This window comes from Akkermansia sp., from assembly GCF_020860705.1.
In the GTDB taxonomy this organism is placed as follows: Bacteria; Verrucomicrobiota; Verrucomicrobiia; order Verrucomicrobiales; family Akkermansiaceae; genus Akkermansia.
On sequence record NZ_JAJBTT010000043.1, the window covers coordinates 1 to 26,068 of the forward strand.

21 protein-coding genes and 1 tRNA gene are annotated in these 26,068 nt (G+C 51.9%); 12 read left to right on the plus strand and 10 right to left on the minus strand.

Going from position 1 to position 26,068, the window contains the following annotated elements; translation table 11 throughout:
• Positions 1-216 precede the first annotated feature (216 nt).
• The 3 genes from LIO64_RS10070 to LIO64_RS10080 all read right to left on the minus strand — a co-directional run bounded on the left by LIO64_RS10070 (position 217) and on the right by LIO64_RS10080 (position 3,211).
• Positions 217-291: transfer RNA gene (locus LIO64_RS10070), tRNA-Gly, on the minus strand.
• Between the two features lie 655 nt (positions 292-946).
• On the minus strand, positions 947-2,467 hold the full coding sequence (gene proS, locus LIO64_RS10075; protein ID WP_290549313.1) for a proline--tRNA ligase: 1,521 nt from the start codon (positions 2,465-2,467) through the stop codon (positions 947-949).
• 51 nt (positions 2,468-2,518) lie between these two features.
• Entirely contained in the window at positions 2,519-3,211 is a 693-nt protein-coding gene (locus tag LIO64_RS10080) for a site-2 protease family protein (protein WP_290549314.1), read from the minus strand.
• A gap of 103 nt (positions 3,212-3,314) precedes the next feature.
• Between LIO64_RS10080 and LIO64_RS10085 the strand changes: the two genes are divergently transcribed.
• From LIO64_RS10085 to LIO64_RS10105, 5 genes are all read left to right on the plus strand, one after another.
• Positions 3,315-4,034: a hypothetical protein gene (locus LIO64_RS10085; protein WP_290549315.1), complete on the plus strand. Its 720-nt coding sequence runs from the start codon at positions 3,315-3,317 to the stop codon at positions 4,032-4,034.
• A 75-nt stretch (positions 4,035-4,109) separates the two neighbouring features.
• Positions 4,110-5,018 carry a sugar phosphate nucleotidyltransferase gene (locus LIO64_RS10090; protein ID WP_290549339.1) on the plus strand — a complete coding sequence of 303 codons (909 nt, stop codon included), beginning with the start codon at positions 4,110-4,112 and terminating at the stop codon, positions 5,016-5,018.
• Positions 5,019-5,027: 9 nt separating this feature from the next.
• On the plus strand, positions 5,028-6,122 hold the full coding sequence (locus tag LIO64_RS10095) for an aminoglycoside phosphotransferase family protein (RefSeq protein WP_290549316.1): 1,095 nt from the start codon (positions 5,028-5,030) through the stop codon (positions 6,120-6,122).
• A 27-nt stretch (positions 6,123-6,149) separates the two neighbouring features.
• Positions 6,150-7,076: an NAD-dependent epimerase/dehydratase family protein gene (locus LIO64_RS10100; protein WP_290549317.1), complete on the plus strand. Its 927-nt coding sequence runs from the start codon at positions 6,150-6,152 to the stop codon at positions 7,074-7,076.
• A 372-nt stretch (positions 7,077-7,448) separates the two neighbouring features.
• On the plus strand, positions 7,449-7,844 hold the full coding sequence (locus tag LIO64_RS10105; RefSeq protein ID WP_290549318.1) for a hypothetical protein: 396 nt from the start codon (positions 7,449-7,451) through the stop codon (positions 7,842-7,844).
• A gap of 350 nt (positions 7,845-8,194) precedes the next feature.
• Here LIO64_RS10105 and LIO64_RS10110 read toward each other — a convergent pair whose 3' ends face one another.
• Positions 8,195-8,506, minus strand: a complete 312-nt coding sequence (locus LIO64_RS10110) for a hypothetical protein (RefSeq protein WP_290549319.1) — start codon at positions 8,504-8,506, stop codon at positions 8,195-8,197.
• Here LIO64_RS10110 and LIO64_RS10115 point away from each other — a divergent pair.
• The 6 genes from LIO64_RS10115 (at position 8,496) to LIO64_RS10140 (ending at position 15,886) form a co-directional block, all read left to right on the plus strand.
• Positions 8,496-9,809 carry a replication-associated recombination protein A gene (locus LIO64_RS10115; protein WP_290549320.1) on the plus strand — a complete coding sequence of 438 codons (1,314 nt, stop codon included), beginning with the start codon at positions 8,496-8,498 and terminating at the stop codon, positions 9,807-9,809. The genes LIO64_RS10110 and LIO64_RS10115 overlap by 11 nt on opposite strands.
• A 341-nt stretch (positions 9,810-10,150) precedes the next feature.
• Positions 10,151-11,902 (plus strand): two-component regulator propeller domain-containing protein, encoded by a 1,752-nt coding sequence (locus LIO64_RS10120; protein ID WP_290549321.1) that lies wholly within the window; start codon positions 10,151-10,153, stop codon positions 11,900-11,902.
• Positions 11,850-12,671: a hypothetical protein gene (locus LIO64_RS10125; RefSeq protein WP_290549322.1), complete on the plus strand. Its 822-nt coding sequence runs from the start codon at positions 11,850-11,852 to the stop codon at positions 12,669-12,671. Before LIO64_RS10120 ends, LIO64_RS10125 begins: the two co-directional genes overlap by 53 nt.
• Before the next feature lie 860 nt (positions 12,672-13,531).
• Entirely contained in the window at positions 13,532-14,704 is a 1,173-nt protein-coding gene (locus LIO64_RS10130) for a hypothetical protein (RefSeq protein WP_290549323.1), read from the plus strand.
• Positions 14,626-15,285, plus strand: a complete 660-nt coding sequence (locus LIO64_RS10135) for a hypothetical protein (protein WP_290549324.1) — start codon at positions 14,626-14,628, stop codon at positions 15,283-15,285. The genes LIO64_RS10130 and LIO64_RS10135 overlap by 79 nt, the downstream gene beginning before the upstream one ends.
• A 373-nt stretch (positions 15,286-15,658) precedes the next feature.
• Positions 15,659-15,886, plus strand: coding sequence for a hypothetical protein (locus LIO64_RS10140; protein WP_290549325.1), 228 nt, complete (start codon positions 15,659-15,661; stop codon positions 15,884-15,886).
• A gap of 83 nt (positions 15,887-15,969) precedes the next feature.
• Here the strand turns inward: LIO64_RS10140 and LIO64_RS10145 are convergent, their stop codons facing one another.
• The 6 genes from LIO64_RS10145 to LIO64_RS10170 all read right to left on the minus strand — a co-directional run bounded on the left by LIO64_RS10145 (position 15,970) and on the right by LIO64_RS10170 (position 24,386).
• Positions 15,970-16,269 (minus strand): hypothetical protein, encoded by a 300-nt coding sequence (locus LIO64_RS10145; RefSeq protein WP_290549326.1) that lies wholly within the window; start codon positions 16,267-16,269, stop codon positions 15,970-15,972.
• Positions 16,270-16,327: 58 nt separating this feature from the next.
• Positions 16,328-18,916: a two-component regulator propeller domain-containing protein gene (locus LIO64_RS10150; protein WP_290549327.1), complete on the minus strand. Its 2,589-nt coding sequence runs from the start codon at positions 18,914-18,916 to the stop codon at positions 16,328-16,330.
• Between the two features lie 445 nt (positions 18,917-19,361).
• A complete protein-coding gene (locus LIO64_RS10155) occupies positions 19,362-20,579 on the minus strand; it encodes a hypothetical protein (RefSeq protein ID WP_290549328.1) in 1,218 nt (405 codons plus the stop codon).
• Positions 20,580-20,604: 25 nt separating this feature from the next.
• Positions 20,605-22,833, minus strand: a complete 2,229-nt coding sequence (locus LIO64_RS10160; RefSeq protein ID WP_290549329.1) for a discoidin domain-containing protein — start codon at positions 22,831-22,833, stop codon at positions 20,605-20,607.
• 108 nt (positions 22,834-22,941) lie between these two features.
• Positions 22,942-23,541, minus strand: a complete 600-nt coding sequence (locus LIO64_RS10165; RefSeq protein ID WP_290549330.1) for a manganese efflux pump MntP family protein — start codon at positions 23,539-23,541, stop codon at positions 22,942-22,944.
• Positions 23,542-23,675: 134 nt separating this feature from the next.
• Positions 23,676-24,386 carry a GDSL-type esterase/lipase family protein gene (locus LIO64_RS10170; protein WP_290549331.1) on the minus strand — a complete coding sequence of 237 codons (711 nt, stop codon included), beginning with the start codon at positions 24,384-24,386 and terminating at the stop codon, positions 23,676-23,678.
• 141 nt (positions 24,387-24,527) lie between these two features.
• Here LIO64_RS10170 and rpoN point away from each other — a divergent pair, with 141 nt between their 5' ends.
• The gene (rpoN, locus tag LIO64_RS10175) at positions 24,528-25,925 is read left to right on the plus strand and encodes an RNA polymerase factor sigma-54 (protein WP_290549332.1); all 1,398 of its coding nucleotides are present in this window, start codon (positions 24,528-24,530) and stop codon (positions 25,923-25,925) included.
• Positions 25,926-26,068 lie beyond the last annotated feature (143 nt).

Below are 26,068 nucleotides of genomic sequence, written 5' to 3' on the forward strand. Positions count from 1 at the left end.
ACTGATGAAAAACTACCTCAAATACCTCTTCCCACCGATTTTGGCGTTGACCCAAGCTTTATCCAGAGGCGGCCCTACGGCTACCGAAACTTTGAAAACTACCATCTCCGGGTACTGGTGGAGTGTGGAGGGTTCAAATATCTTTTCCCACCGGTTTTGGTGTTGACCCAATAATAAAAAGCCTGCTCTTGATGAAGCAGGCCATAGATGGGAAAATGGAGCGGATGATGGGATTCGAACCCACGACATCAACCTTGGCAAGGTTGCGCTCTACCCCTGAGCTACATCCGCTTTGAATGACCGGAGCCTTACAGCGTCCGTGTGGCAAAGAATATATAGAGGTATCCGGATTTGGCAAGATTTTTTTAGAGAAAAATTCATGTTTCCTGAAGCAGAGACCGGCAGCATTGCGTGTGGAAGAGACCCCATGTTTTTATGAAGGTTTTTCTTCCTTATGAAAGAGGCTGCCTAGAGACTTTTTCCGGGTTCATGCAGAGGCTCTGTTTTTCCAGTTGAAGTGATGTTCCCGATCATGTTGAGAGGGTGATGGTTTGGCTTCTCCGGTTCCGGCGTCAGGCCATTGTTCTTCAAGGCCCGGACGATTCGCTAGACGCTTTCAGCCGCCAGGTCTTCCACGTCCAGATGATCCTGTTTCTTCAGGTGTTCGTACGCCGGCGGGTGATTTCTTTTGGCGCGCTCCCAGGAGCGCCGCTACTGTCCAAATCATGACGTGGAGGCTGTATCTCGAAGGAGGAACCGGAAGAGCATGTATCTATTCTTAATAAACAGCCGGGGAGAAGCGGTGTTCGAAAGGAGGCGGTTTTTCCTCAAAGAAGGGAAGAAATCAGGAATGGCCGCCTCTTGTCATCAAAAACGGGACTGTTCCGGAAAGGCTCGGTTTCCTTGCCTTGGAACAGTCCCGTAGGGAGGGGGATAGGAATATGGATTAGTAGCTTCTGGCCCAGAGGACGCGGCGTTCCGTCATCCGTCCGGTGAGGATGCAGGGGGCGGGTTCTCCGCGGCCCAGTTCTCCAAGCGGAATGCAGCGGATGGAGATGCGCAGCCGTTTGGCGAGTTCTTCTTCCTCCTCCGGGGAGCCGTCCCACGGCACCTGAAGCCAGTCTGCGTCACCTTCTCCGGAGAAGTTTTCTTCCAGTTCCCGCAGGGTGGAGGCGGGGCGGATGTGGGCGTCACGGAAGGCGATGGCCCGTTGAAGCAGGGAGTTCTGAATGTTTTGGAGAATATCCGTGACGGTGTCCACCAGTTCCGTTTCCGGGATGAAGGATTTTTCATTGACGGGCAGGTCGCGGCGCTGAAGGCAGACGGAGCCTTTTTCCAGATCCCGGGGGCCGATTTCCAGGCGAATGGGCACGCCTTTCTTCACCCATTCCCATTTTTTGGCGCCGCCGCCCAGGTCGCGCCTGTCCACCAGCACGCGGAGCGGCTGGCCGTGGAAGGTTTTTGCCCGGAGGGTGCGCGCCAGTTCCTCGCAATGGTCCAGAATGGCCTGGCGGCTTTCTTCCTTGGGAGTAACGGGGATGATGACGACCTGCTGGGGAGCCACGCGGGGCGGGCACACCAGGCCGTCGTCGTCGGAATGCATCATGATAAGCGCGCCGATCATGCGGGTGGAAACGCCCCAGGAGCTTGTCCATGCGAACTGCTGGGTGTTGTCGCGGCCGGCAAAGCAGATATTCTGGGATTTGGAAAAGTTCTGGCCCAGGAAGTGGGAGGTTCCTGCCTGGATGGCCTTGCGGTCCTGCACCATGGCTTCCACTGTGTAGGTCTGTTCCGCTCCGGGGAAGCGTTCTGCCTCCGTTTTTTCTCCGGGTATGGTGGGGATGGCGAGCACGTCCCTCTGGAAGTCCTCGTAAACCTTGTGCATGGTGAGGGTTTCCTCAATGGCTTCCTCACGCGTTTCATGGGCCGTATGGCCTTCCTGCCACAAGAATTCCGCCGTACGCAGGAAGATGCGGGGACGCATTTCCCAGCGCATCACGTTGCACCACTGGTTCACCTTGAGGGGTAGGTCGCGGTAGCTGGACGTCCAGCGGGCGAACGCCGCGCCGATCACGGTTTCCGAGGTGGGGCGGATGACGAAGGGTTCCGTGAGCTTCCCGGTGGGTATCATGCGCGTCTTGCCGGTGGCTTCATCCTTCTGGGCCTCCAGCCTGTGGTGGGTAACCACGGCGCATTCCGTGGCAAATCCCTCGGCATGTTCCGCTTCCTTTTCCAGATAGGAAATCGGAATCAGGAGGGGGAAATAGGCGTTCGTGTGGCCGGTGTCCTTAAAGCGCTGGTCCAGGTCTTTCTGGATGAGCTCCCAGATGGCGTATCCCCATGGCTTGATGACCATGCAGCCGCGCACTTCGGAATTTTCCGCCATGTCGGCGGCCTTGATGACTTGCTGGTACCACTCGGGAAAATCCTGGGCGCGGGTGGGGGTGATTGCAGTTTGTTGAGACATGTTGATGGTATGTTGAATGGGACGGGTGCGGCCCGTAAACGGTGCCTGAATTTAAAAAGGGGCGTTTTTATATTCCCTGTAATTGCTGTAGGCGAAGAGGGCCATGAACACGGGAATGAAGTAGCCGTGGAAAAGCTGGAAGCTGAGCAGACCGATGAGGATGGCCGTGATGAAGCCGGTCATGAACACTTTTTTGGGGGAACGGATGAACTGGGCGATCAGCTGGCCGCCGTCCAGGGGATAAATGGGCAGCAGGTTCAGGATTGTCCACCATTCCCCGATCATGATGAGGCAGGAAAGGATGTACAGCTGGGGAGAAATGGCCGCCGCGGTGAAGGGGCTGAGGGCCAGGTCCCAGAGAGTGAGGTTGTTGGCGGTCATGACCGGGGCGATGATGTTCCAGGTGATCCACAGGCTGAAAACGCCCAGCAGCAGGGTCATCATGGGGCCTGCCAGAATCATCAGGGCCCTCCCTCCGCGCGTCAGCTGCATGCCGTGGCTGCTGGTCAGGCCGCCGAAGAGTTCCAGAACGACCGTCTGCTGTCCTCCGCCCAGCTTGCGGCCCACCAGCGCGTGCCCCATTTCATGGGAAAGAATGGCGATGAAGCCGGCAATGACGAACAGGGCCGGATAAATGAGACCTTCCACACTGTTGATGTTGAGAGCGCCGCCGAAGATGGCCAGCACCACCCAGAAGCTGGGGCGGATGTAAACAGGTATCCCGAACAGGGTGAAATGAATCATGCGCGAAAGGGTAAGGGCAGATTCCCCTTTTGCCAAGTCCGGAGAATGTGCATGCCCCGTTTTGGCGTTGGTATGGTGCAGAAGACTGTGTTAAAAGGCCTTCATGAGGTTGTTTCCCATCATCCTGTGCTGCGCCGTGCAGGCGGTCCGGGGGTATGACGGTCCTCCCCCTCTGACGGAGGTGGACGGCCGCTCCCCCATCCGCATGGGGGGGGAGATCCTGGGCGGGTACCGTTCAGACTATATCTACCGCGGGGAGAAGATGGGCCCCAATTCCGTGGAGGGCCAGATTTCCGGCGGCGCGGCCCTGTCCGACTTATGGGCAGTCAGCGGTGAACTCTTTGCCATCCGCAACTGGCAGGGGCGCAATTTCAGTCAGACCACCCTGCATGCGGAGCTCCAATATTATCTGGCGGATGAATGCGTGGCCGGATTGTTTGTCAACAGGCAGTGGTATGATTCCTGCCCCCTGAAAAGCGGGACGGAACCCGGCCTGTCCCTCAAGTGGAATCCTTTGCCGGCCTGGTCCTTCAGCGGCTCCTTCCTGTATGATTCCGGACAGGAGGGCCTGTACTCCCAGTGGGGCGTCACCTGGAAGCCCCTGCTGTGCGAATCCGTAGCCATGGTGAACACGGTTTCTCTGGGATTTTCCCATGATTACCTCGGCAAGAGCGGCTTGAAGGAACTGATGGTGCGCACGGGGGTGCTGTGGGCCGTTTCCGGCAATCTGAGGGTGGAGCCTTTCCTGGGATGGTATTGCGGGTACGGGCGCGACGATTTCAAAAAAGCGGTGCTGGGCCTTTGGTGCTCTTATACTTTCTGACGGGTGGTTTTCTCCTGCGCCGTGGCATTTTCCAGTTGCCAAACGGGGAGGCTTGGTCATAATGAGCCGCGTATGATGAAGCCTACACTTCTTGTTTTAGCAGCTGGTATGGGTAGCCGTTACGGCGGTCTCAAGCAACTTGACCCGATGGGCCCCAACGGTGAAGTCGTTCTTGACTACTCTGTTTATGACGCTATCCGGGCCGGATTCGGAAAGGTTGTATTCATTATCCGCCGTGATTTTGAAGATATTTTCAAGGAAAAGGTTGGCAGCCGCTTTGCCGGCAAGATTGAGGTGGACTACGCCTTCCAGTCCCTGGACGACCTGCCTGAAGGGTTCTCCGTGCCGGAAGGCCGTGAAAAGCCCTGGGGCACCGCCCACGCCCTGCGCGCCGCCCGTAATGTGGTAAAGGAACCCTTTGCCGTGGTAAACGCGGATGACTTTTACGGTGCGGACGCCTTTGTCCAGGCCGCCAAATTCCTGACCTCCACGACGGATGAACCCGGAAAAGCCCATTACGGCATGATCGGCTATCCGCTGAAAAACACCCTCTCCGATAACGGAGACGTGAACCGCGGCATCTGCTCCATCAAGGCGGGCCTGCTGGACGGCGTGGAAGAGTTTGTGAAAATCCAGGCTGATGAAGACGGCGTGGTGCGCGGCAACAACCTGAAGGGCGAACGCCTGCCTGTGGATCCCGGCGAACTGGTTTCCATGAACTTCTGGCTCTTCTCCCCCTCCTTCATTGACCTGACGGAATCCCATTTCATTGACTTCCTGAAGGAACACGGCCAGGAACCCAAGAGCGAATGCTTCATTCCCACCGTGGTAGACGCCCTGATCCATGCCGACCGGGCGGATTGCCAGGTGCTCCCCACCTCTTCCACCTGGTTCGGCGTGACCTATCCCGGTGACAAGCCCATGGTGGTGGAAGGCATCAACAAGCTGATTCAGCAGGGCGTGTACCCTGAAAAGCTCAACTAAGTTCAAGCCATGCACGATCTCAAGGCTGTATCATCCCTGTTTGATCTCCGGGGCGACTTCGTCCACGGCTATTCCTACGGCAGCGGCCACATCAACGATACCTACTGCATCTGGGTGGACCAGGCCGGCCAGCGCCTCCGCTACATCCTGCAGCGCGTGAACCATAACGTGTTCAAGCAGCCCATCCCCCTGATGGAAAACGTGAAGCGCGTGACGGACCACGCCCTGAAGCGCCTGAAAGAGGAACAGTGCCCGGAAGCCTACCGCCGCACCCTCACGCTGGTTCCCTCACTGGACGGCAAGCCTTACGCCCTGGATGCGGACGGCAATTGCTGGCGCGTGTATCCGTTCATTGAACGGGCACGCACCTATGACCAGATTGAAACCACCAAGCAGTGCCAGGAAGCGGCCCGCGCCTTTGGCGAATTCCAGAAGCTGACGGCTGACCTGCCCGGAGAACCCCTGTTTGAAACCATCCCTGATTTCCACAATACGACTTCCCGCCTGGCGGCTCTGAAGGAAGCCATCCAGTCCGACCCCCTGGGCCGCGTGAAGGAAGTGCAGAAGGAAATCGACTGGTACCTGGCCCGTGAAGCGGACTGCCATCTGGTGGTGGATTATCTGAAATCCGGTGAACTGCCCCTGCGCTGCACGCACAACGACACCAAGCTGAACAACGTGATGCTGGATGACGTGACCGGGGAAGGCATCTGCGTGATCGACCTGGACACCACGATGCCCGGCTCCGCCATCTATGACTTCGGGGACATGATCCGCACGGCTACGTCGCCCGCCGCGGAAGATGAAAAGGACATCTCCAAAGTCACGATGCGCATGTTCATGTTTGAAGCCCTGGTACAGGGATACCTGAGCTCCGCCAAGAGCTTCCTGACGCCGCTGGAAAAGAGCCTGCTTCCGTTCTCCGGCAAGCTGCTCACGATGGAATGCGGCATCCGCTTCCTGACGGACTACCTGTCCGGTGACGTGTATTTCAAGATCCACCGCCCGGAACACAACCTGGACCGTTGCCGCACGCAGATGGCCCTGGTGGAATCCATTGAGGCGCAGATGGACGAAATGAAGGCCATTGTGGACCGCTACTAATCAATACCTACCAACATCGGAAAAAACATGAAGATCCTCGTAACCGGCGGCGCCGGATTCATCGGTTCCCACATTGTGGAACACTATCAGGACAAGGCGGAGGAAATCCGCGTGCTGGACAACCTGCGCACGGGCTACCTCAAGAACCTGGACGGCCTCAAGCACACCTTCATTGAAGGCTCCATCTGCGACCGCGAACTGGTGCGCCAGGCGGTGCAGGGCGTGGACTACATCTTCCACATGGCCGCACTCGTCTCCGTGCCGGAATCCATGAGCAAGATCGGCGAATGCATTGACATCAACGTCAACGGCCTTTTGAACGTGCTGGAGGAAGCCTCCGCTGCCGGAGTCAAAAAGATCGTGCTGGCGTCTTCCGCCGCCATTTACGGTGACAATCCTACGGTGCCCAAGCTGGAAACCATGTATCCGGAACCCAAGAGTCCCTACGCCATCACCAAGCTGGACGGGGAATACTACCTCAACATGTTCCGGACGGAAGGCAAGGTCAACACGGCCGCCGTGCGCTTCTTCAACGTCTTTGGCCCCAGGCAGGACCCCAAGGGAGCTTATGCCGCTGCGGTGCCCATCTTCATTGAAAAGGCCGTCAAAGGCGAAGACATCACCGTGTACGGCGACGGCACGCAGACGCGCGACTTCATTTACGTGAAGGACATCGTGGGCGCCCTCACCTTCGTGGCGGAACATCCGGAAGTCACCGGCGTATTCAATGCCGGTTACGGCGGCCAGATCACCATTGAAGAACTGGCGGATGACATCATCAAGGCTGCGGGTTCTTCCTCCAAAGTGCTGCATGCCCCGGAACGCGCCGGCGACGTGAAGCATTCCCGCGCCTGTGCGGACAAGCTCCGCAGCGCCGGGTGGCAGCCCAGGCATACCCTTCCGGAAGGCCTGGCGACGACGCTGGAATACTTCAAGGGACTTTTGGGCAAGTAACCCTTCCGGGCATTCCCGGGTTCATCATCATTCAGGGACTGTCTCCGCTTGTGCAGCGGGGGCAGTCCCTTTTTTCAGGCAGAAAAGGAGTCATGCATGACAAATTTTGATGATGCTGCAAATTGAATCGTTCAGGAAGACTTTTTCCTTCGTTGGGGAAGGGGATGAACGAGGGGCCGGAGCCATGGAAATGCATTCATAATAGAATAGGTTTTATCTGATGGATCAATACTTTGCCATGACGATAAGATGATTGACTGAAGTTGATATTTCGTATTTGTTAGAGAAAATAATCTCCTACAGGGTAGGGCGGCCTCCAGGGTTGAATATCGTTGACAGGAGGAAGGGTAAATAATAGAGAGCAACAACAATATGTATTACTTCAGAAGTTCATCTGCCAATCATTTATCTGTACTTAATGATCCCTATCTTGAACTGGTGATGGCTCGCCGGGAGGAGGAAGCCCGCTGGGGATGGATACCTTTTGCCGCCTTCGTCTCCTTTTTGTTCGTGTACCGCATCTTCGGCTATTTCATGCCGACCAATGATGTGGACGGCTCGGCTCCCTGGTTGTTCATTCTGGTGCTGGCAGGTTGGGGATTGCTGGCGCTCATCCACATGATTGTACTTCCCATCTGGATGCTGATCGCCTCCCTCCGTTACTGGGAGGTTAACCGCAAGGGACTGGCGGTTGCGGGGCTCCTATTCAGCGTGCTTGCTCCTGTCTGCATGGTGCTGATGCTGTCCTGCTGGTCCGTATTCGGATAAAGCGGGGTGTTCTGATGTTCCTGGATACGGAGAAAGAAATTTCCCGTACAGAGCCTGAGAGCCACGGCATTCCATCTGCCGGGCCCGGCATGCCGGAGCGGTTTCTTCAATTCGTACCTTCTTTCTCTGGATAAAGTGCCTTGGCAGATCTGCTGCATGGAAGGGGATTGGACGCTTTCACGGGCAACTGTTTTTTCTGGCCGTCCGGCTGCTTTGGAACGTTTACGGATGGCGGGAAGATGGAAGATTTGTTCCGTGGGAGGTCTCCGTGCTCCACTGATTTGCAGCTCCCGGGAATAAGGGCCTCCAGGCCCTTATAACTTCTTTCTCCGGAACGCTTGCAAAGATTTTCAACGATAAAATACCTTCCCTATTTCTTTTTCCGCCTCAGATAAAAAAGATTCCAAGCCTCCATCTCTACGGGCTATCCGGTATTCTTTTGCGGCGGCTGTGAGGGTAAAGGCTATTCCAGGGGGCAGCTCTTTCTCCGGTTCCTTTCCTTGAAAGGAGAATGACATCCCGGTCGTGAAAGTTGCCGGATTCCGGGGATTGGTCTTTTCTCCGTCCTTCCGGCCGGGTAAAATATTTTTAATGGATCTGTTCAGTTTACAGGAGGCTGAGGCACGGGAAGGCTTTGAACCCGGAGCCAACATGTCCGCCATGCCTTTGGCCGCGCGCATGCGTCCCCGCACTCTGGATGAGGTGGCCGGGCAGAAGCATCTGCTGGCTCCGGGAAAACTGCTGAGGCGCGCAATTGAAACGGACCGGTTTACTTCCCTGATTTTCTACGGTCCTCCCGGCTGCGGGAAGACCACGTTGGCCGCTGTCATTGCGCAGACGACAAACGCCCATTTCATGATGCTCAATGGGGTGGAATCCAATGTGGCGGACATCCGGGAAAAGATCGCCCAGGCGCAGATGAGGATGAGCATGCATGGGCGGAAAACCGTTCTCTTTGTGGATGAATTGCACCGGTTCAACAAGGCGCAGCAGGACGTCCTGCTGCCTCATCTGGAAAAGGGAACGGTCAGGTTCATCGGCGCGACGACGGAAAATCCCTACTTTGCGATCAACTCCCCCCTGCTGTCCCGTTCCCAGGTCTTTCCGTTGGAGCCCGTGCCGGAGGAAGAACTGGCCTCCCTGCTGAAGCGCGCCCTGGCGGACACGGAGCGCGGGCTGGGAGCGTACCGTGTGGACATGGAGGAGGACGCTTTGAACCACCTGGCCGCCAAGGCGGACGGAGATGCCCGGAAAGCCATCACTGCGCTGGAAGTGGCTGTGTTGTCCACTCCTGCGGCGGAAGACGGCGTTATTCATGTGAACCTCTCCGTGGCGGAGGAATCCATCCAGCGCAAGGCGATCAAGTACGACCGCCTGGGAGACTCCCATTACGATACGATTTCCGCCTTCATCAAATCCATGCGCGGTTCCGATCCGGATGCCGCCCTGTACTGGCTTGGCATGATGCTGGAAGCCGGGGAGGACATCCGTTTCATCGGAAGAAGGCTGGTCATCGCCGCGTCGGAAGACGTGGGTCTGGCGGACTCCAACGCCCTGCGCGTAGCGCTGGATGCGGCGCGTGCTGCGGAAATGGTCGGCATGCCGGAAGCGCGCATCCCTCTGGCTCACGCTACCGTGTATCTGGCGACGGCGCCCAAGAGCAATTCCGCCTACATGGGCATTAATGCCGCCATGGACGATGTGCGGAATGGCAGGACGCTTGCCGTGCCGGAACATCTCCGGACGCCCACGCGCAAGAAACTGGCCGCTGCCGGTGGTACGGATGCCGCCAGGCTGGAGTACCTGTACTCCCATGACTATCCGGAACACTACGTTCCCCAGGCCTACCTGCCGGAAGGCCGCGTTTATTACACCCCCACCGGGAATGGCCTGGAACTGCGCATCAAGGAGCGCATGGAATACCGCCGCAAGCTGGCGGAGGAAGCGAAGGGAAAAAAGGAGTAAAAGCTGAGGAAAGTTTTTTGCATTTTTACCTATGAAATATATTTTAAAATATTGGGTGAATTGATTTTTATATCATTATATATCAATAAGTTATAACAATTTCTTTTGTATTTAACAAAAGAAATTGTTTGACTTTTTGGGTTGAGAGATGTACCGCTATTCTATTAATTAGCCTATAGGAATACCTATGCCGATGGCAGAAAAATTTCACAACTAGGGCTTACAAGCAACCAATAAAAGCAGATATAACTTGTTTAAAAATATTTTGAATGTCTTCATGAAAAAGATTAACAGTATGTCTGTTCATTGATATATTGCAGAATTTTTATATACTTGTTCTTATGAAATTAGCTTATTTTACAAGAGTTTGTAAATTTATATTAGTCATCCTGACATGTCTGGCTTATTGCGGTTTGGCTGAACTAGGAAAAGCTGCAAATCAGGTTGAATTTCCCAAAAAAATACCTGCTTGTCCTGCTGACTACCTGACGGATGGACTCGTGGCTTCAGACGGCTCGATTTGGGTAACAAGCGAAGGCAATGGGATTTATCGATACTCTCCTGGAAAGAACAATACTTCGAAAGACGCGTGGTTGGCGGCTACCTATTACTCGGGATTACCCGATACAGCCAATTTTTACGCATTAGCGGAAGATAAACAGGGAAGAATCTGGGCAGGAAGTGACAACAAGGGGGTGGCCGTTTTTAACGGAACAGAATGGAAAGTTTATAACCGTGAAAATGCATTGATAGGCGAACGTGTTTTCGACATAGCTGTTTCTCCCAAAACCGGAGACGTGGCGGTGGCTACCTCAGGAGGCATTAGCATCTATGATCCGAACAAGAAAAGCTGGTTCAGCCTGACGAGAGCGGAAGGCTTGGTAGAAGACCAAATCAGATCCCTTTCCTACGATACGGCAGGTGATCTTTGGATTGCTTACTCGTGCGGCGGTGTCTCTCAACTTTCGGGTAAGGACAATTACAAGATTCTTCAAACGGTGCAAGCGCCATGGTATTGGGATGAAAAGAGCGGAGCGCACCAGCCGTTAGAAACAACCGGGGAAGGAATCCCGTCAAATTTGTGTAATGCTATTCTGACTCTGCCCAATGGTGGAGTCGTCGCAGGCACTAGTAGTGGGTTGAGCTGGATGGGAAACCGGCAAAGTGGGAAGTGGAGGTTCCTGAGAGGAAAGGACTATGTTGAAAAGAACAAGGGACTCATGAATCCCCCGGCTTTTGCCAATTCATCCCGAAACCGGACAGGAAATCTCCTGCCGGAAGATTATGTAACCAGCCTGGCCTGGAGTAGCCAGGGACTGTGGGTAGGTTTCCGTGAAAAAGGAGCAATTCTCTTAGATCCATCAACAATGAGAAAAAAGAGAGAGGGGAAATTTTCTGAAAACATCAAGACTCCTTGGGTAACTTCCATGCTCCCAATGCCTGATGGAGCTGTTTATGCAACGACCTACGGATTTAATATGGTGAAGATAGCTGAAGGGGAAAAAAATAGTACCTCAAAAATGAAGGTGCTGGGGCAAAACAAACTTCCGGCACATCCGCAAATTGCCAGACTGACGAGTGAGGAGGAAATCATGAAAGAACTGGAAAAGAGGGAACGGCAGTTCAGGGAAGGGGACTCTCCTATTGTATTTTGGAAGGAAGATTGGGCGACCCAGGGAGACTGGTGTGAACGGTACGGGACGCATAGGGCATTATTATGTGCGACCGCTCCGCCTCAGGGAGATGATGAAATCATGCGTTTTGAGGTAGCGAGGGGAGATGTCAAGATCAATATTCGTGGAGAAGTCGGTCCGAACAAGTATGGTAACGATGATTATTATCTTCTGTTTTTTCAAGGCGATATTGTGGATAATCCCAATGTTCTCTACAATCCTAAAACAGGTACTCGTGCGGCTGCTCAATGGATGGACAGGAAAGAAGAACAAGTGGATTATAATTCCCGCAACGATGGGCCGGATCTGTGGTCCGTAATTGATATTCCAGAAGGAAAACATGAAGTAGCTCTCTATTTCCATAATTATGGAGAGAGAGGGAAGCGGCCAGTGTTACAAGGATTATTTATTGGAGGTTAGATCGGCTCAAATTCCTCTGCCCGAAGAAATTACTTGGGAAGAGGAGGTCTTAAATGCCATGAAGAGGCCTGTATTAGCAAGAACCCGCATATATGATTTTAAGGGATGTGGAGTATACAAATCGTTTTTTGTTGGTAAAGGAGGAAGGTATTACTTTAGAATCGTCAATAATTATTCATCTCTTGCTATATTGAACGGTGTTTTTATTACGCGGATTAACCCTGAATCCACACAATATGCACACCATGACGTTTTTGCCTATGCTCAAAGACCACCTCATCCGGAGGAAATCGACAGGAAGGATCGTGTTCAGTACTCCGCCTTACTCAAGATGTGGGATCAGGCTTCTTCCACTATTGCGTCAGGACAGTATTTATCCAAGAGTCGTAATTTATTGTACTCTTTATACAGGCTTATGCACTCGCAACAGGGAGGGCAGCCAATTATTTCGAATTGGAGATGGTTCCTGAGGATGTGGAGCACAAAAGAACATAATTCGTTTGAAGATTTCATGTTGAAAACTTGGTATGCTGTGCAGGATACATTTCCTACGATGCGCAGTGAAGAATTTTTCCCATATAGCCCTCGTACAATTCCCTTTTCACCTAGAGAAATACGTGCAATGCAATGCATGGAGATAAACTGGAAGGATTATTTACCGGATTCCAAAAATAAGCCGGTTATTGATGCAATAAAACTCAAGGAAAAGATTTCAAAAATGACTGACGAAGAATATAATAAAATGGAAGAAGAATTCTTGAAAAAATAAAACAAAAAAACAAAAAACTATAAAGAAACGTAAAAATATATTAACCGCGATAATTATTGGAACACAGACGCTCTCTGTTGCAAATGGAGCCGGTCTTGTGGGAACTATTGAAGGCAACGCTGTCTTTTCCAAGGATATAGGCGGTAGATTTATACTCATTGTAAGGAGGCAAGCTGACAAACTGCAAGTTAAGCCAAGCCTTTTTAAATATGCTTGGAGTAAAGAGGGTAAACGCCAGCCTAGTTTTGAATTGGAACCTAAAAATCAGCAAGCAGTTACTGTTACTCTGAGAAGAAATGATCATATAGATTCGGCAATAAGTTGTACTCTTAAGTGCGATGTAACCCAATCTAATAATACCAAAGTTTTTGTAAAACCTCTTCGAATCACAATGACTAATTTACCACCTAAACCGTGATAAAATTGATCAATTTCAATTAGTTATAGGGAGATTGTTCTTTGCATGGCATGAATCCATGTAGAAACATAATTTTGGATAAAATATGATTAGATTATAAGAATGTTTCAGGAAAGCAGTTGAATTACATACTAGCGTATTTTACTTAGAACCCAAGTGAAACATATTCTGAATTTTTTATTAATATATTCAATAAATATTGATTTTATATATTTTTGAATATTTAAATAATGGGTACAGCTGATACTTTATGAAGGATATGTTTTCTATCCATTAGTGAGTTTATTCAGTTCTCTTTTTCTTGTATGAAATAAGAGTTTTAAGAAATTAAAAAATGATTGGATATTTAAAATTTATTATCTTTTCCAGTTTACTGGTTTCTTACGTGGCTCAAGGAGAAAAAATTTCCCCTGAGAATAGCTTTACTTCGTCAAGCTGTTCCATGAAAGAAGACAGTCCACTGAAACGCAAAATACGAGAAGAAGCCAAGTCGGCGGATTGCAAGCGAATTGCGCAATTTTGCCGCATGCAGGTTCAAGATCGGCTCAAATGGGGTAAATTCAATGATGAATCAATTGCTCAGGCTTTGGCTGACCCAGACTTGGTTCTGGCCAGCCATATTGCCCGGTATTTTTCCCAGCCAAAGGTTTGTGAAAAAAGTTCTTGTGATGCCTTGAAGGATCACAAGTTCGTAGAGTGGTTATTTACTTGTCCAGATTTGTTCCGGGATTTGGCCTTTGCCAATTGTGGATCATGGAACACAATGGGAATTTTGCGTTCTATCTGGCAAAAGGAAAACGGACAGCTTGACGGAATTTTACTTAATCTGGCAGCCGGTGTTGCCCTGAATGCGCATGAATATTCGGAAGAGGAATTGCTCGCTAAGTATGATTTCTACAAGCAATCGTATGCTGACGGAAATCTTTTTGTCCAATTTAAAACTCTTAAACCTTGGGAGATGTCTATTGTCACCAAGACAATTCTCAATATTGGCCAAATTGATGACATGGCATGGGCTCAGAATTACCTTGCTTTAAGACCGAAAATTAAGGAAGGAAACATAGGACAAACTGCTTGTGGATTAATTCCTTATCGAAGCAAAAACAAGAATGGCGTTAGCGTGCATGCAGGGGCGGCTTTTTATGATAATAATCCCATCAGTTTAAAAATCTATACGGAATATGGCGGGGTTTGTGGAGCTGTTTCCAAGGGTGCAAGCGGATTCTGCCGCGTCAAAGGAATTCCCTCCTATCCCATCGGGCAACCGGGACACTGTGCCTTTATCTGGAAAAAACCAGGGAACCACTGGGTTATTGGTAACAATGTATGTGGTGGTTGGAATTGGTCTGAGGGAAATGGTCCGATACCTTGGAAGGGGCCGACGGCTTGCATTCAGGCGTTGGATCATTATTTGGTGATGGGACAAACGGAGGAGAGCAACAATGCCTATTATTTTGCATTGCTTGTTCAGTCCCCTGAACTCAAAGATCGCTTACTGGAATATGCTTTGAAACAGAACCGGAAAAATTACCCAGCTTGGCAGGAGGTACTGAACCGGATGAAAAAAGACAGGGGATGTCCCCCGAACAGGTGCTTACAACAGCACTGGAGTTGAACGCCTCTTTTGAAGAAGAACCGGCAGTGCTTGAATATCTGGTTAATCACCATCTGGCGCCCAATGTTAAAAGGCTTCTTGATCCATTTCAACTATCAGCTTTGATGCTGAACCGTGCTGAGACAGAAGAATCTCAAGATATTTATTTGCGTAATTTATGGAAACAGGCTCGGAAGGATATTCCGGAGCTTATGCAAATGAAAATGGTGTACGACCATAAGACGAGTACTTACTTGTTTGGAAAGTGGGCAGAATTTTATCGCAAGAATGATAAAATCATTAATTCCCGTGTCAAAATGAGAACATCTGTCTTTCTACAGAAAACAATTGTCTCGTTAAACGCATACAGAAAAACGCGTTCTGAAATAGTCGATTTTTACATGAAGTTTCTGACAGAGTGGAAGGATGACCGTTATATTTCAATGGCACTGGACTTCGTAGAACAAAGTCTCAAAGAAATAACGGATCGGTCTGTTTTGAAAGATACGCTCAATATGGGAGTTAAACTGGCAGAGCTTAAAAAAAGTGAACGAACAGCGGAAAAATATCGAGAACGTCTGAAGACATTGGATGAGGATTGAGCATACTTTTTAACGTCTCTAATGTTAAAAGCTTTTTAAAGTGCGTGGATATTTTTTATCTGAGGGATGTGAGTCCTATCATCTCGCGATGGATTAGTGATGGGAAGAACAGAATTAACGCAGGTGAAGTTGTACTTTCTTGTGTCAAAACATCCATAAGATCTAGAAGGAATCATGTTAATAAAGGAAGATAGAAAAATAGTGTTTTAATGCGATTCCATGACATGAGCAGTATGTGATACTTTAAAAAATTGTTTCCTTTACAAAAGAGGGATGCTATTCCGGTTTCAAAGAAGAAGGCAGGATGTTCTTTGGAAACATCCTGCCTTCGTGAAGGTTCTAATACGGTTGTTTTGTGCGGCTGCCGCTTGCCATGCCGGAACATCTCCGGACGCCCACGCGCAAGAAACTGGCCGCTGCCGGAGGTGCAGCTGCCGCCAGGCTGGAGTACTTGTACTCCCATGACTATCCGGAACACTTCGTTTCCGAGGCCTACCTTCCGGAAGGCCGCGTTTATTACACACCCACCGGGAATGGCCTGGAACTGCGCATCAGGGAGCGCATGGAATACCGCCGCAAGCTGGCGGAGGAAGATAGATAGGCACGAATAATTTCTTCTCAAAAAATCAGTAAAACGGAATTAAAAAAGCAGCTTGAATTTCAAGCTGCTTTTAATGGCTATAATTATTGGACGATAGTGATAAAGTAAGGGAGTGATTCTTTTGAACCGCATTTAGCAATTAAACTACCTGTTCTGTTCACAGTGTGAAAGCCTTTATTTGCTATCACTTCACATATGGTGGGTATTTCAGGATATGGATTTACTGTAAAGTATTTATCAGGAGTAGACCAAGTAATCATTTTCTCTAGCTTTTTACGTTCAATCTCATCTAAGGGATCGACACGGACGACGGCATGATATGAAGATTTGGATTCGAGACGCAGCTCCTCCTGCCCTGCCACAATGGATACTGTGTAATCCACGTCAAGAGCAGACGATATACTGGAGGTACTAAGTATAGCGCAGGTTATTAGAATAATTTTATTCATTTTCTTTTCTGATTTGTTGTTTTAATTTCATCAATCTCTTTTCAGTATATTTCTGTGCCAATTCCTTATATTCCTGTTCAGTCATATTCTTGATGAGTTGATGAAATTTTTCTGCGCTTGGTTTTGGTATTCCCTGATAGTCGGGAAGGTATTGATGCCAATCTATGTCCATGTAACGCATAATGCGAATTTCCAGCGGCGCAAATGGAATTGTTCTTGGACTAAAAGGGAAAAACTTTTTAGAAGCATAAGGATCAGGGAATTTTTCTTGTTTTTGATGCCAAATTTCCAGCATTAGTTGTTCAAAATTATCAGTTTCTTGTTCATTCCACATGCCTAAAGTCCATCTCCAATTAGGAATAAGGGATGAATTGGGGGCGGTATGCTGAATGATGCGGTAGATTTGCAGAGCTAATTGACGAGCCTTTGAAAGATAGGAGGGAGAAAAATGTGGAGCCGTAAGTTTGGACCAGTATTCCAAAAACAAGGCATGTGCTTTAGCGTCTTGATCAGTAATGGGACAAGGTTGAGGGCATTTTCCTGCATATTCAAACAGCATTGATTTTCGGATTGGTGGCGTTCCGTCTTTTTCTTCAAGCTTTGTAATGAAAATACCGTTTAGCAATGTGTTGAAAGAATAGTTTTTCCCAATGCGGATGAAATAATATCCTTTTTCTTTGACAAGGATTGTTTTGTAGACTCCGGACCCGGCGAACGATTTAACTCGGAAACGAGTTAAAACCGGGGTTTTTAGAATATCTGCGGTTTCCTTTTGATCAAAATTTAGGGGTACGCGGTTTTGCTTGGGATCAATGAGATTAGGACTTAAAGCAAGTTCATCCGGATACTTGCTTTGGAATTTACGAACTTCCACAAGGTAGTCACGCTGGGCTGCATTGGCTTGTTCCAAGCCATTAGGGTTATAAAAATACAAAGATATCTGGTGTTTCCCTTCTGGCACTTTAATGACAGCCCAGACATCAGGACCGTCAAAAGTTCTTGGATACGCCTCTCCATGATCATCCCATTCCGCTTCAGTTTTAGAATAATAGGAAAGATTATGCAGTACATTGGGATTTCCCGCCATGTTATGATGATGAATCCAATGGCGTAACGAATCATTAGGCGAACTGTGGCATCCTATTCTTCCGGCCACCATAATTTGAGAAGAAAGGTTTTCAAGAGTCATGCTAAGATCGCGGGGAATGTTTCCTGCCGCACATAGAACCGCAAAGTCCCGGCCGTACCGTTCACACCACCTTCCCTGTGTAGCCCAATCTTCTTTCCAAAATAAAGCCGGAGAATTTTTATTGTTGTCGCGATACTTTCCCAGATTCACTATTTCCTCTATCAATTTTTCTTGATTCAGTGGTTGCGGATAAGACGGGTGATTCGGAAAATCTCTTTCATTGGCTTTTTTCTTCTCCCATGTGAGGTTACCTTTCGTGATATTGACTAATCCTCTTCCATAAGTGGCGGCATAAACGCTTCCATCCTGTAACGGCAGAAAGGCTGTTATCCACTGTGCAGGAAGTTTTTCCCATTCTGACGGAAATGTCTGTTGGTCGTATTTTTGCTTAGGAATAAGATTTTCTGTTTTCAATATTTTTAATGTCTTTTTGTCTACTAGGGCGGCTCCTTTGGTCCTCGTACCTACCCATATTCCCTCAGGAGTTTCACATAAACAGGTGATATAATCTTCCGGTAAAAGATCGTTTTTCCCATATTTCCTGGAAGACGCTTTGCCTCCTCCATATACTCCCTTGTTTTTTGCTTCGTAATCTTTTCCTCTAATGTATTGCCAGCGGCCTGTTGGGAAATTGCTGGCGAGACCACATGTCGTGCCGAGCCATACATTACCATTTCCTTTAGCCAGAATTGCATTCCCAAGGTTGGAAGGAAGTCCTTCTCCCTTCCCACTGAACGGTTGCCGTATATATTGTTTAGCATCCCAGTACCAGGGAGCCTGAACATTTTCCCATTTAGAATACCCGCTTTTGGAGGAACTTGAGGCCACTCCACCGCAGGCATAGGCAAGCCATAGTTTTCCTTCGCTATCGAATGACAGAGCCTCTACTTGGTCGGCAAGAAGGCCGTCATGACGATTTAAATCTCTCCAATGCTCATTGGCTGGATTGTAAATCGTCACTCCTCCGGAGGTGGAAATTGCTACTTCACCACTGGTGGGAGAAACGGCAATGTCAAACACTCGTTCTCCGCATAAAGCATTTTCCTTTGTGTAGCTTTTCCAATTTTCTCCATTAAAAACAATAACACCTTGATTATCAGTCCCTACCCAGATACGCCCTTGTAAATCTTCCGCAATGGTATAGAAATTTTGTGTTTTTGGAAATCCTGCATAATAATTTGTGTTGATCCACTCTCCATTTTTGTTTTCATCAAGAGATAGTTTGTATACGCCAGAACGTTCTCCTGTTACCCAAATGCTTCCATCAGAAGCTACTATTCCATCAGTTAAAAGGGGGATGGGGCAAGCTGGCAAATCATATGCTGGCTGAGCATAAGCCGTGCCCACTATGCTTCCCATAACCAGAATGATGGATTTCAAAGAAAAAACCATACTCCCTTCTGGGGAAAAATATGCAGAAAGTCAAGATGCATTTGTAAAAAAATGATGAATAATTGCTTTAAAGGTGAGATCTCTACATGATTTGAGACAAAAAGTACTATAAAGAGAAATTTCTCAGTGACTTGCTTATGGAGAGGCGCTCTCTACTAGAGTGGTTACGGGGATATTCACACGGCTAATTTTGATGGCTTATTCATGTTTCTTTATATAGAGTTTATAAAAATTCTAATGAATGCCTTTCGGATAGCGCAAAAATGAAAAAAAGATATTTTGTTGCTGTAAAGTTTTCACTCTTTGCGATCTTGGCATGTTGGAGGAATACCGTTTGACGAAAGAATTGGGAAAAGAAGAAGGCAGGAAGTCCCTTGGGAGCATCCTGCCTTTGTGAAGGTTTTGATACGGCTGTTCTGGTGCGTTTGCCGCTTGCTGGATGGAGTTATGATTCCTTGGTCACGATGATGTCGCAGTCCGCCTCAAACCAGCCCTGGCCCTGGCAGTCAAAGACCAGGTCCGGCTTTTCGGAACCGGAGAGGCGCAGGGTGAATTCGCGGCCGTTTTTGTTCTGCTGTTCCTTGGGCAGTTCGCTGACCACGCGGTTTCCTCTCATGAAGCGGGGGTTGCGGATGTTGCAGCCGCCGCTGTTCATCTTGAAGGTGATTTTGTAGTTGCCGGGGCCGTTGAGCATGCTGGCGATGTTGACGCGGGTGGGCGTCAGCTCCGGACGAAGGTCGTAGCCCGTGAAACGCGGTTCCTTCAGGGTGACGGGTTCCGTCAGGTAGCGGTAATAGTTCTGGGCGCCTATTCCCATGAGGGTCTTGGGGGAGATTTTGGCGATGTCCGTCAGGGTTTTCAGAGCCAGGTCCTTTTTCCCTTCGCTGCGGTAGAGCCAGAATTTGGCGGCCATGACCTGCTGTTTCTGCAGGGGCGTCATGCCGGGGATCTTCAGCTGCTTGTCCACATAGGCATGGGCGGCCTTGTAGTCTTTCTGGCCGCCGTTTTTGCCGGAGTCTTCCACCATGCGCTGCACTTTCTCAATGTAGGGCAGGTGCTTGAAGGTGTATTTGAAATGCATGCCCTTGGTGTCTTCCGGGTCTGCCTGCTTGATTTTTTCCAGAATGTCTTTTCTGGCGGAGGCCGCATAGGGGGGCAGTTGCTGGAGGCCTTCCCCGTAAAGAAGAGCCGCGGTCACTCCGGAAGAAGCGGCCGCCTTTTCCCACAGGGCGTTGGCCTTGTTCTGCTGCTTCACGGCTTCCATGGCCTGCTTCATGACGGCGGGCAGCGTTTCCTTGGAAACGCCTTCGGACAGGAAGACCATGCCGCCGGTGGGGGAAACCACCTGGATGGCCGGGATGTTCCAGATTTCGCCGGGAGGCTTGGGAAGTTTCTTTTCTTCTTCCGTCATTTCGTCCCGTTCGTCCTGGATGCACCATAGGACGGGTTCCGCGGAGTCCCTGGCCAGATGCTCCACGGCGCGGGTAACTTCACGTGATTTTGGGGACCAGTCCGTGCCGGCCCACACGACGATCATGTATTTGTTGACGGTTTTGGCCTCGTCCTTGACGGCGCTGTAGGCCGGGAGGGCCGCCTGGACGGGCGCGCTCAGGAGCAGGGTTGCGGCCAGCAGGCCGGGAACGATGTTGAGATGGTGAAACATGGCGTAAATGGAAAAGGGTGCAGGGTTATTTTTCGTAAACAAGGATGTGGCGCAGGTGCATGAATTCCGGCTGGGCGTTCTTGGCTTCCACCTTGATCCACTTGGCCTTGGTGCCTTCCGGAGCGGTGATGACCCATTCCTTGGGCATGTTTTCCGTAGTTGCCAGGGGGAACCAGGTGGCTCCGTCCGTGGAGGTGGAGACTTCCATCTTTTTCATCCGGTCTTCATTGCCGTTGCGCTTGGTGACCACCAGCCCGGCCAGATCCACGCCGTTTTTGAGTTCCACAATGACGTTCGGATTTGCTTCCTTGTCCGTATGCTGGGACCCCCCGCAGGGACGCAGCAGGTTGATGTGGTCCCATGGACTGTCCCACTGGCACGTGGTGGAGCATCTGACCATGCCGTCCGCAGGCACCAGCTTCCAGCCCTGGGGGATGGCGGCATTGACTGTATTGGCGGACGTGTTGGCGTCAGAGAAGGAGGAGGCCGCGTTGCTCAAGGTCTGGAAGGCCGGGATGGAGCGGGCCATTTCCGTGGCATAGATGGCTTTGCCGTAAGCTTCTTTCAACTTCTTGGGATCAGGAGCGCTTCCGGAAGCCCCGGAGTCTCCCATCTGCTGGGCCACTTTGGCGAAGGCGTTGGAGAAGACGTCCGCCTGGCCGTTTTCCACAAAAGTTTTGACGGCCCATTCCAGAGCCTGCCCGAAGTTGGTGCCGTCCCCCGTTTTCAAGTGGGTGGAGAGAACCGTTTCCAGATAGGCCGCTTTTTCCTGCGGATTGGTCAGGAAGGCGGACTGGGAGTCCAGCACGGGCTGGAATTTCACCGCCCAGGACGTGGGGGTGGAAGCGATGGTCTCATGCAGGTCTTTGAACCAGGTGATCCGGTCTCCGGACGGAATGTCCATCAGGAATTTATTCTGCACGTCCTTCAGGATGTTGAAAGCGGCAAAGCCGTTGCCCTTGTAATGGGAAAGGGCGTCCTTGGCGTAGACGTACCAGTCGATGGGCTGCATGCCTTCCTTTTCCATCAGCAGGCGCTGAAGCTCCGTGCGGAAGAAGGGGTGCTGTGGCGTCTGTTTCAGCGCTTCCTCCCAGGCCTGGATGGCTTTGTCCCTGTTGCCGGCGGCTTCGTTCAGCCGTGCCTGCGCGGCCCACAGATAGGCCTGGTCCGCCCTGGCATTGTCCGCAAAGACGGTTTCCATCAGCAGATAGGAGGTGGGGGCTTCACTGCCGAAGATGTGGTTGTGCATGCCGCCGTCCGGTCCGCCGAAGCCGCCTTTCCACGCCCCTCGCTTGACGCGCACCGCATAGGCGCAGTGGCCGGGCTGCCCCACCGGGTAGGCAGGGATGCCGTGGGCCTGCGCCGCCATGGTTCCGAAGTAGGAGAGGCCGCCGCAGACGCCGCCGATGGCCTGCGTGTTTTCCGCCGAGCTGCAGGCGTCCCGCCACGGCACGTAAAACAGGGGGCCTTGAATGGTGTCCCCAAAGAAATTGTTGCCCGTATAGGGGGCTGCCCAGCAGGCGTCCGTATAGCGCCGCCAGGGAAGGTTGATGTGCTCATTGCTCCATTCGTAGGATTTGTCGTCCCACGTGTGTCCTACGACAAAGCGCATTTCCCACGGGCGCAGCTTGATGAAGCCGGGATGCAGCTTGTTCTCCTGATGCAGTTTCTTGAAAATCTGGTAGCGGCGCACCGGGTTGCTGTTGGCGGAGTTGATTTTCAGTTTTCCCGCCATGGGGCCTGTGGAAAAGACGGAGGCAATGCCGGTGGCCAGGGACTGGTAGTTCCGGAAGTCCGTGCTTCTGCCATCCGTTTTCCAGATGTCGGAAAGGATTTGAAGGCCCTGCGGGGAATTTTCCGGGATCAACCCTGCGCCCAGGTAAAGTTCCATCCAGGCAGGGTCTTGTAAAAAGGCCTTGATGAAGGCCGCATCCTGCGGGCTTTTGGAGAAAACGGCTTTTACGTTGTCCGGACCCGTGACGCGCAGGAGTTCGTGAATGTCCAGCTGGTGGCGGTATTGCGGGTTCTGAAGCAGTTTCTGTTCGGATTTGGTTTGTTCGTTGGCCGCCAGGAGGGAGGAGCGGAGTTCCGTTTGCAGTCCGGCAAAGTCGCCGCCGGCTATTTTCTGCGCCAGGGAAGCCGGAAGCTGGCTGGCGGCGGCCGGCGCTTCCGTTTCAGGTTCCGTCAGATCCTGCGCCATGCAGACGGGGGCTGCCAGCAGGGATGTACAGAGAAGAAGATGGGAAATGTTCATGTGAAAAGCTTGTTTGACAATAGCGGAAAGAAGGGGGGAAAGCCAGTTTGTTTTCCGACTTAATACGATGCAGGAAAGGTGGTTTTATCATCGGTTGCGGGGCATTTTTCAGCACAAATGGTCGCAGAGCATTTTAATGCCCAGGCCGATGAGAATGAGTCCGGCCCCGGCTTCCAGATGAAAGGTCGGAAAGCGGTGCAGCCTCCTGGTCAGGAAAAAGCCGGCCGCCGTGCACAGGAAGGTGGTCAGGCCGATGACGCCGGCGGGAAGAAGGACGGCGTGGAGGGTAGGGGAGGTTCCGTACTGGGCGGAGGAAAGGTAGATGCTTACGCCTGCCACCAGGGCGTCTATGCTGGTGGCGATTCCCACGGCCAGGAGGGTAGGCAGCGTCAGGCTGGTGACGTGGGGCATGTGTTCCTCTTCGTTACGGTGGTTCCAGCCTTCACGGATGACATTGACTCCTAGAAAGGTGAACACGGCAAAGCCCAGCCAGTGGTCCCAGTCCGCAATGTACTGGTGCACGGATCCCGTGAGCAGGAAGCCCACTACGGGCATCAGGAATTGTCCCGCTCCGGTGGACAGGGAGAGCCTGATGCCGTTACTCAAACGTTTTTGCTTAATGAGCAGGCCGTAGGAAAACGCCACGACGAAGGCGTCTACGGAGAGGGCAAAAGCCAGGAATAACAAGTCGGCAAGCGGCATGCTCATGCGGAGTGGAACTCTAGGGCATCCCCGCTAAAAAGCAATTTTTTTGTGCCGTGCGGCTTTCCTCTACGGAAGGGGGGAAAGCCGGCGGCAATGTTTTTAGCGCCACCTTTTGCCGGGGTGGCGGACGGAGCAGGTTACTTGCAGTATTTTTTCATGTAGGGCAGCACGGCGTCCGCCCATATGGCATAGCCCTTTTCCGTAAAATGCAGGTTGTCCTTGCTGATGCCCGGCAGGAGCTTGCCTGCGGAATCCAGGAAGCGCTTGTTGATGTTGGCATAGGTGGTGCGGGGCAGTTTGCACTGCGCGAGCACGGCGTTGATCTTGTCATTGTGCTGGCGCAGCTTGTCCTGGGGCCCTGTGCCGCGCGGGAAAATGCCCAGCAGGAGAACGTGGGTGTCCGGGAATCTGACCAGCAGGTGCTGTACGGCTCCCAGAATGCCCATGGCCGTTTTTTCCGGAGCTTCTCCTCCTTTGAAATGGCCGGTGTTGTTGGTGCCGATCATGACGATGCAGAGTTTTGGCTCCGTCTGGGCCGGAATGCCGGAGTCCGTGATGCGGTAGATCAGGTTGGTGGTCTGGTCCCCGGAGACACCGAAGTTGCAGGGATGGTAGAGGGCGAACGCCTTTTCCCATATTGGCTTTCCTTCCCTTTTCCAATAGTCCGTGATGGAGTCTCCCAGGAAAAGGACGCCGCAGGGATTGTTTTTCACCTGTTCCACCTGCTGTTCATATTGCTGCCTCCACCACTGGGGCTGTTCCCGGGGTACCGGCGCCAGGGGGGACGGCGGTGCCGCCATGAGGGGGGAAGACAGCAGGAAGAAGGCAAGTGCATGTAAAGTTTTCATTTGTATTTATGATACGGCTATTTTTCAAAAACGTTACATGAAAAATTGTGGTCTTTTTCCGCAGCCGCGGGATGCGGGCATCTCTTGCGGAAGGGCGTTCCCCCTTGCCAGATTCCGGGGGCTGGTGTAGCTTGTGGCGGTATGAGTGAAGTGTCCCTGCAGCATGGAATGACGCGCCAGATGGCCGCATCCCAGTCCATGCAGACGGGGATGCAGATTCTCCAGGCCTCCGCCATGGAGTTGAAGCAGCTTGTCCGCCAGGCGCTTGAAAGCAATCCCATGCTTGAGGAGCTGCCGGACGCTTCCCCTGACGCCCTGGAGGACGGCCCGGACGAGGAGGGCTGGAACGCCCGTGATGACGGCTGGAACGAGTTTACGGTGGAAGGCCGCCCTTCCGCGGAGGCGGCCGCCCGCCGCGATTTCATGTATGAGTCCGTGGTGGCCCCGGAGTCCCTGAAAACCCATTTGACGGACCAGGCGCAGCATTCCGCGCTGACCGGGCGCGCCCGTGACGCCCTGTTCCTGCTGATTGATGCGCTGGACGATCGCGGTTTCCTGACGGAACCCCCGGAGGAGCTGGAAGAGCGCGAGTGTTTCAGCATGCGGGACATGAAGGAGGCGCTGGGTGTATTGAGGGGGATGGACCCTCCCGGCGTGGGTGCGGTGGATTTAAGGGATTCCCTGCTGATCCAGCTGGAGCAGCGCGGCTTGAAGCGTTCTCTCGCCTTCCGCCTGGTCAAGCGCTGCTGGCGGGAGCTGGCGGCGCACAAGTATGAAGAGGCCGCGCATTTGCTGGATGCGGAGCCGGAGGCCGTGGCGGAGGCGCTGGAGGTGATCCGCAGCCTGACGCCTGATCCCGGTTGCGCCTATGCTCCCGGCGGCAATCCCCATCTGCTGCCGGACGTGGTCGTAGAGGAGGGGCCTTCCGGCGTTCTGGAGACGGTGCTCACGTCCGAATATCTGCCGCGCCTGTCCATGAATGAACGGTACATGGAGCTGATGGCGGAGAGTTCCGGCAACCGGGAGCTGAGGCAGTATCTCCGCAAGGCGTTCCGGGAGGGGCAGGAGCTTTTGCGCGCCCTGGACATGAGGCAGGAGACCGTTTTGCGCCTGGCCCGCGCCATTGTGCGGCGGCAGGAGGATTTTTTCAGGTTTGGACCGTCCCGGCTGAAAGCCATGGGCATGGAGGAAGTGGCGGAGGAAATGGGCGTGCATGTGTCTACCGTTTCCCGTGCGTGTCGGGACAAGTACCTGCTGTGCAAGTGGGGAATGAAGGAGCTGAGATCCTTTTTCAGCGCGGGCGTTCCGGCGGAGGGCGGCGTTTCTTCTGCGGGAGCGGGCGGGGAGGCCGTGGCTTCCGGGGCCGTCCAGGAGCTGATGCGGGGATTGATCGCGGAGGAGGATTCTTCCAAACCCCTCAGTGATGCCAAACTGGCTGCCGCGCTGCGGGAGAAGGGGGTGAACATCGCACGCAGGACGGTGGCCAAGTACCGGGAACAGATGAAGATCCTGCCCGCTTCCCTGCGCAAAGGAATATGACAGGCCCCTTGATTTTTGATGAATTTATTGATGATTGAATATCAATAAATTATCATATCCATTGCAGGAGTGTTCCTTTTGTCTTTTTTTCAGGCGGAAGAGGCGGTTGACTGATGCGCCTTTGGTGCTATAGTCCCCGCTTT

Bases quoted from the DNA above. Each gene is read 5' to 3' on its own strand.
- LIO64_RS10150 (WP_290549327.1), bottom strand. From the start codon at position 18,916: ATGGTTTTTTCTTTGAAATCCATCATTCTGGTTATGGGAAGCATAGTG.
- LIO64_RS10095 (WP_290549316.1), top strand. From the start codon at position 5,028: ATGCACGATCTCAAGGCTGTATCATCCCTGTTTGATCTCCGGGGCGAC.
- LIO64_RS10090 (WP_290549339.1), top strand. From the start codon at position 4,110: ATGAAGCCTACACTTCTTGTTTTAGCAGCTGGTATGGGTAGCCGTTAC.
- LIO64_RS10125 (WP_290549322.1), top strand. From the start codon at position 11,850: ATGGAGAGAGAGGGAAGCGGCCAGTGTTACAAGGATTATTTATTGGAG.
- LIO64_RS10170 (WP_290549331.1), bottom strand. From the start codon at position 24,386: ATGAAAACTTTACATGCACTTGCCTTCTTCCTGCTGTCTTCCCCCCTC.
- LIO64_RS10155 (WP_290549328.1), bottom strand. From the start codon at position 20,579: ATGTTTCACCATCTCAACATCGTTCCCGGCCTGCTGGCCGCAACCCTG.
- LIO64_RS10080 (WP_290549314.1), bottom strand. From the start codon at position 3,211: ATGATTCATTTCACCCTGTTCGGGATACCTGTTTACATCCGCCCCAGC.
- rpoN (WP_290549332.1), top strand. From the start codon at position 24,528: ATGAGTGAAGTGTCCCTGCAGCATGGAATGACGCGCCAGATGGCCGCA.
- LIO64_RS10140 (WP_290549325.1), top strand. From the start codon at position 15,659: ATGCCGGAACATCTCCGGACGCCCACGCGCAAGAAACTGGCCGCTGCC.
- LIO64_RS10120 (WP_290549321.1), top strand. From the start codon at position 10,151: ATGAAATTAGCTTATTTTACAAGAGTTTGTAAATTTATATTAGTCATC.
- LIO64_RS10110 (WP_290549319.1), bottom strand. From the start codon at position 8,506: ATGGCGGACATGTTGGCTCCGGGTTCAAAGCCTTCCCGTGCCTCAGCC.
- LIO64_RS10160 (WP_290549329.1), bottom strand. From the start codon at position 22,833: ATGAACATTTCCCATCTTCTTCTCTGTACATCCCTGCTGGCAGCCCCC.
- LIO64_RS10085 (WP_290549315.1), top strand. From the start codon at position 3,315: ATGAGGTTGTTTCCCATCATCCTGTGCTGCGCCGTGCAGGCGGTCCGG.
- LIO64_RS10100 (WP_290549317.1), top strand. From the start codon at position 6,150: ATGAAGATCCTCGTAACCGGCGGCGCCGGATTCATCGGTTCCCACATT.
- LIO64_RS10115 (WP_290549320.1), top strand. From the start codon at position 8,496: ATGTCCGCCATGCCTTTGGCCGCGCGCATGCGTCCCCGCACTCTGGAT.
- LIO64_RS10105 (WP_290549318.1), top strand. From the start codon at position 7,449: ATGTATTACTTCAGAAGTTCATCTGCCAATCATTTATCTGTACTTAAT.
- proS (WP_290549313.1), bottom strand. From the start codon at position 2,467: ATGTCTCAACAAACTGCAATCACCCCCACCCGCGCCCAGGATTTTCCC.
- LIO64_RS10165 (WP_290549330.1), bottom strand. From the start codon at position 23,541: ATGAGCATGCCGCTTGCCGACTTGTTATTCCTGGCTTTTGCCCTCTCC.
- LIO64_RS10130 (WP_290549323.1), top strand. From the start codon at position 13,532: ATGAAAGAAGACAGTCCACTGAAACGCAAAATACGAGAAGAAGCCAAG.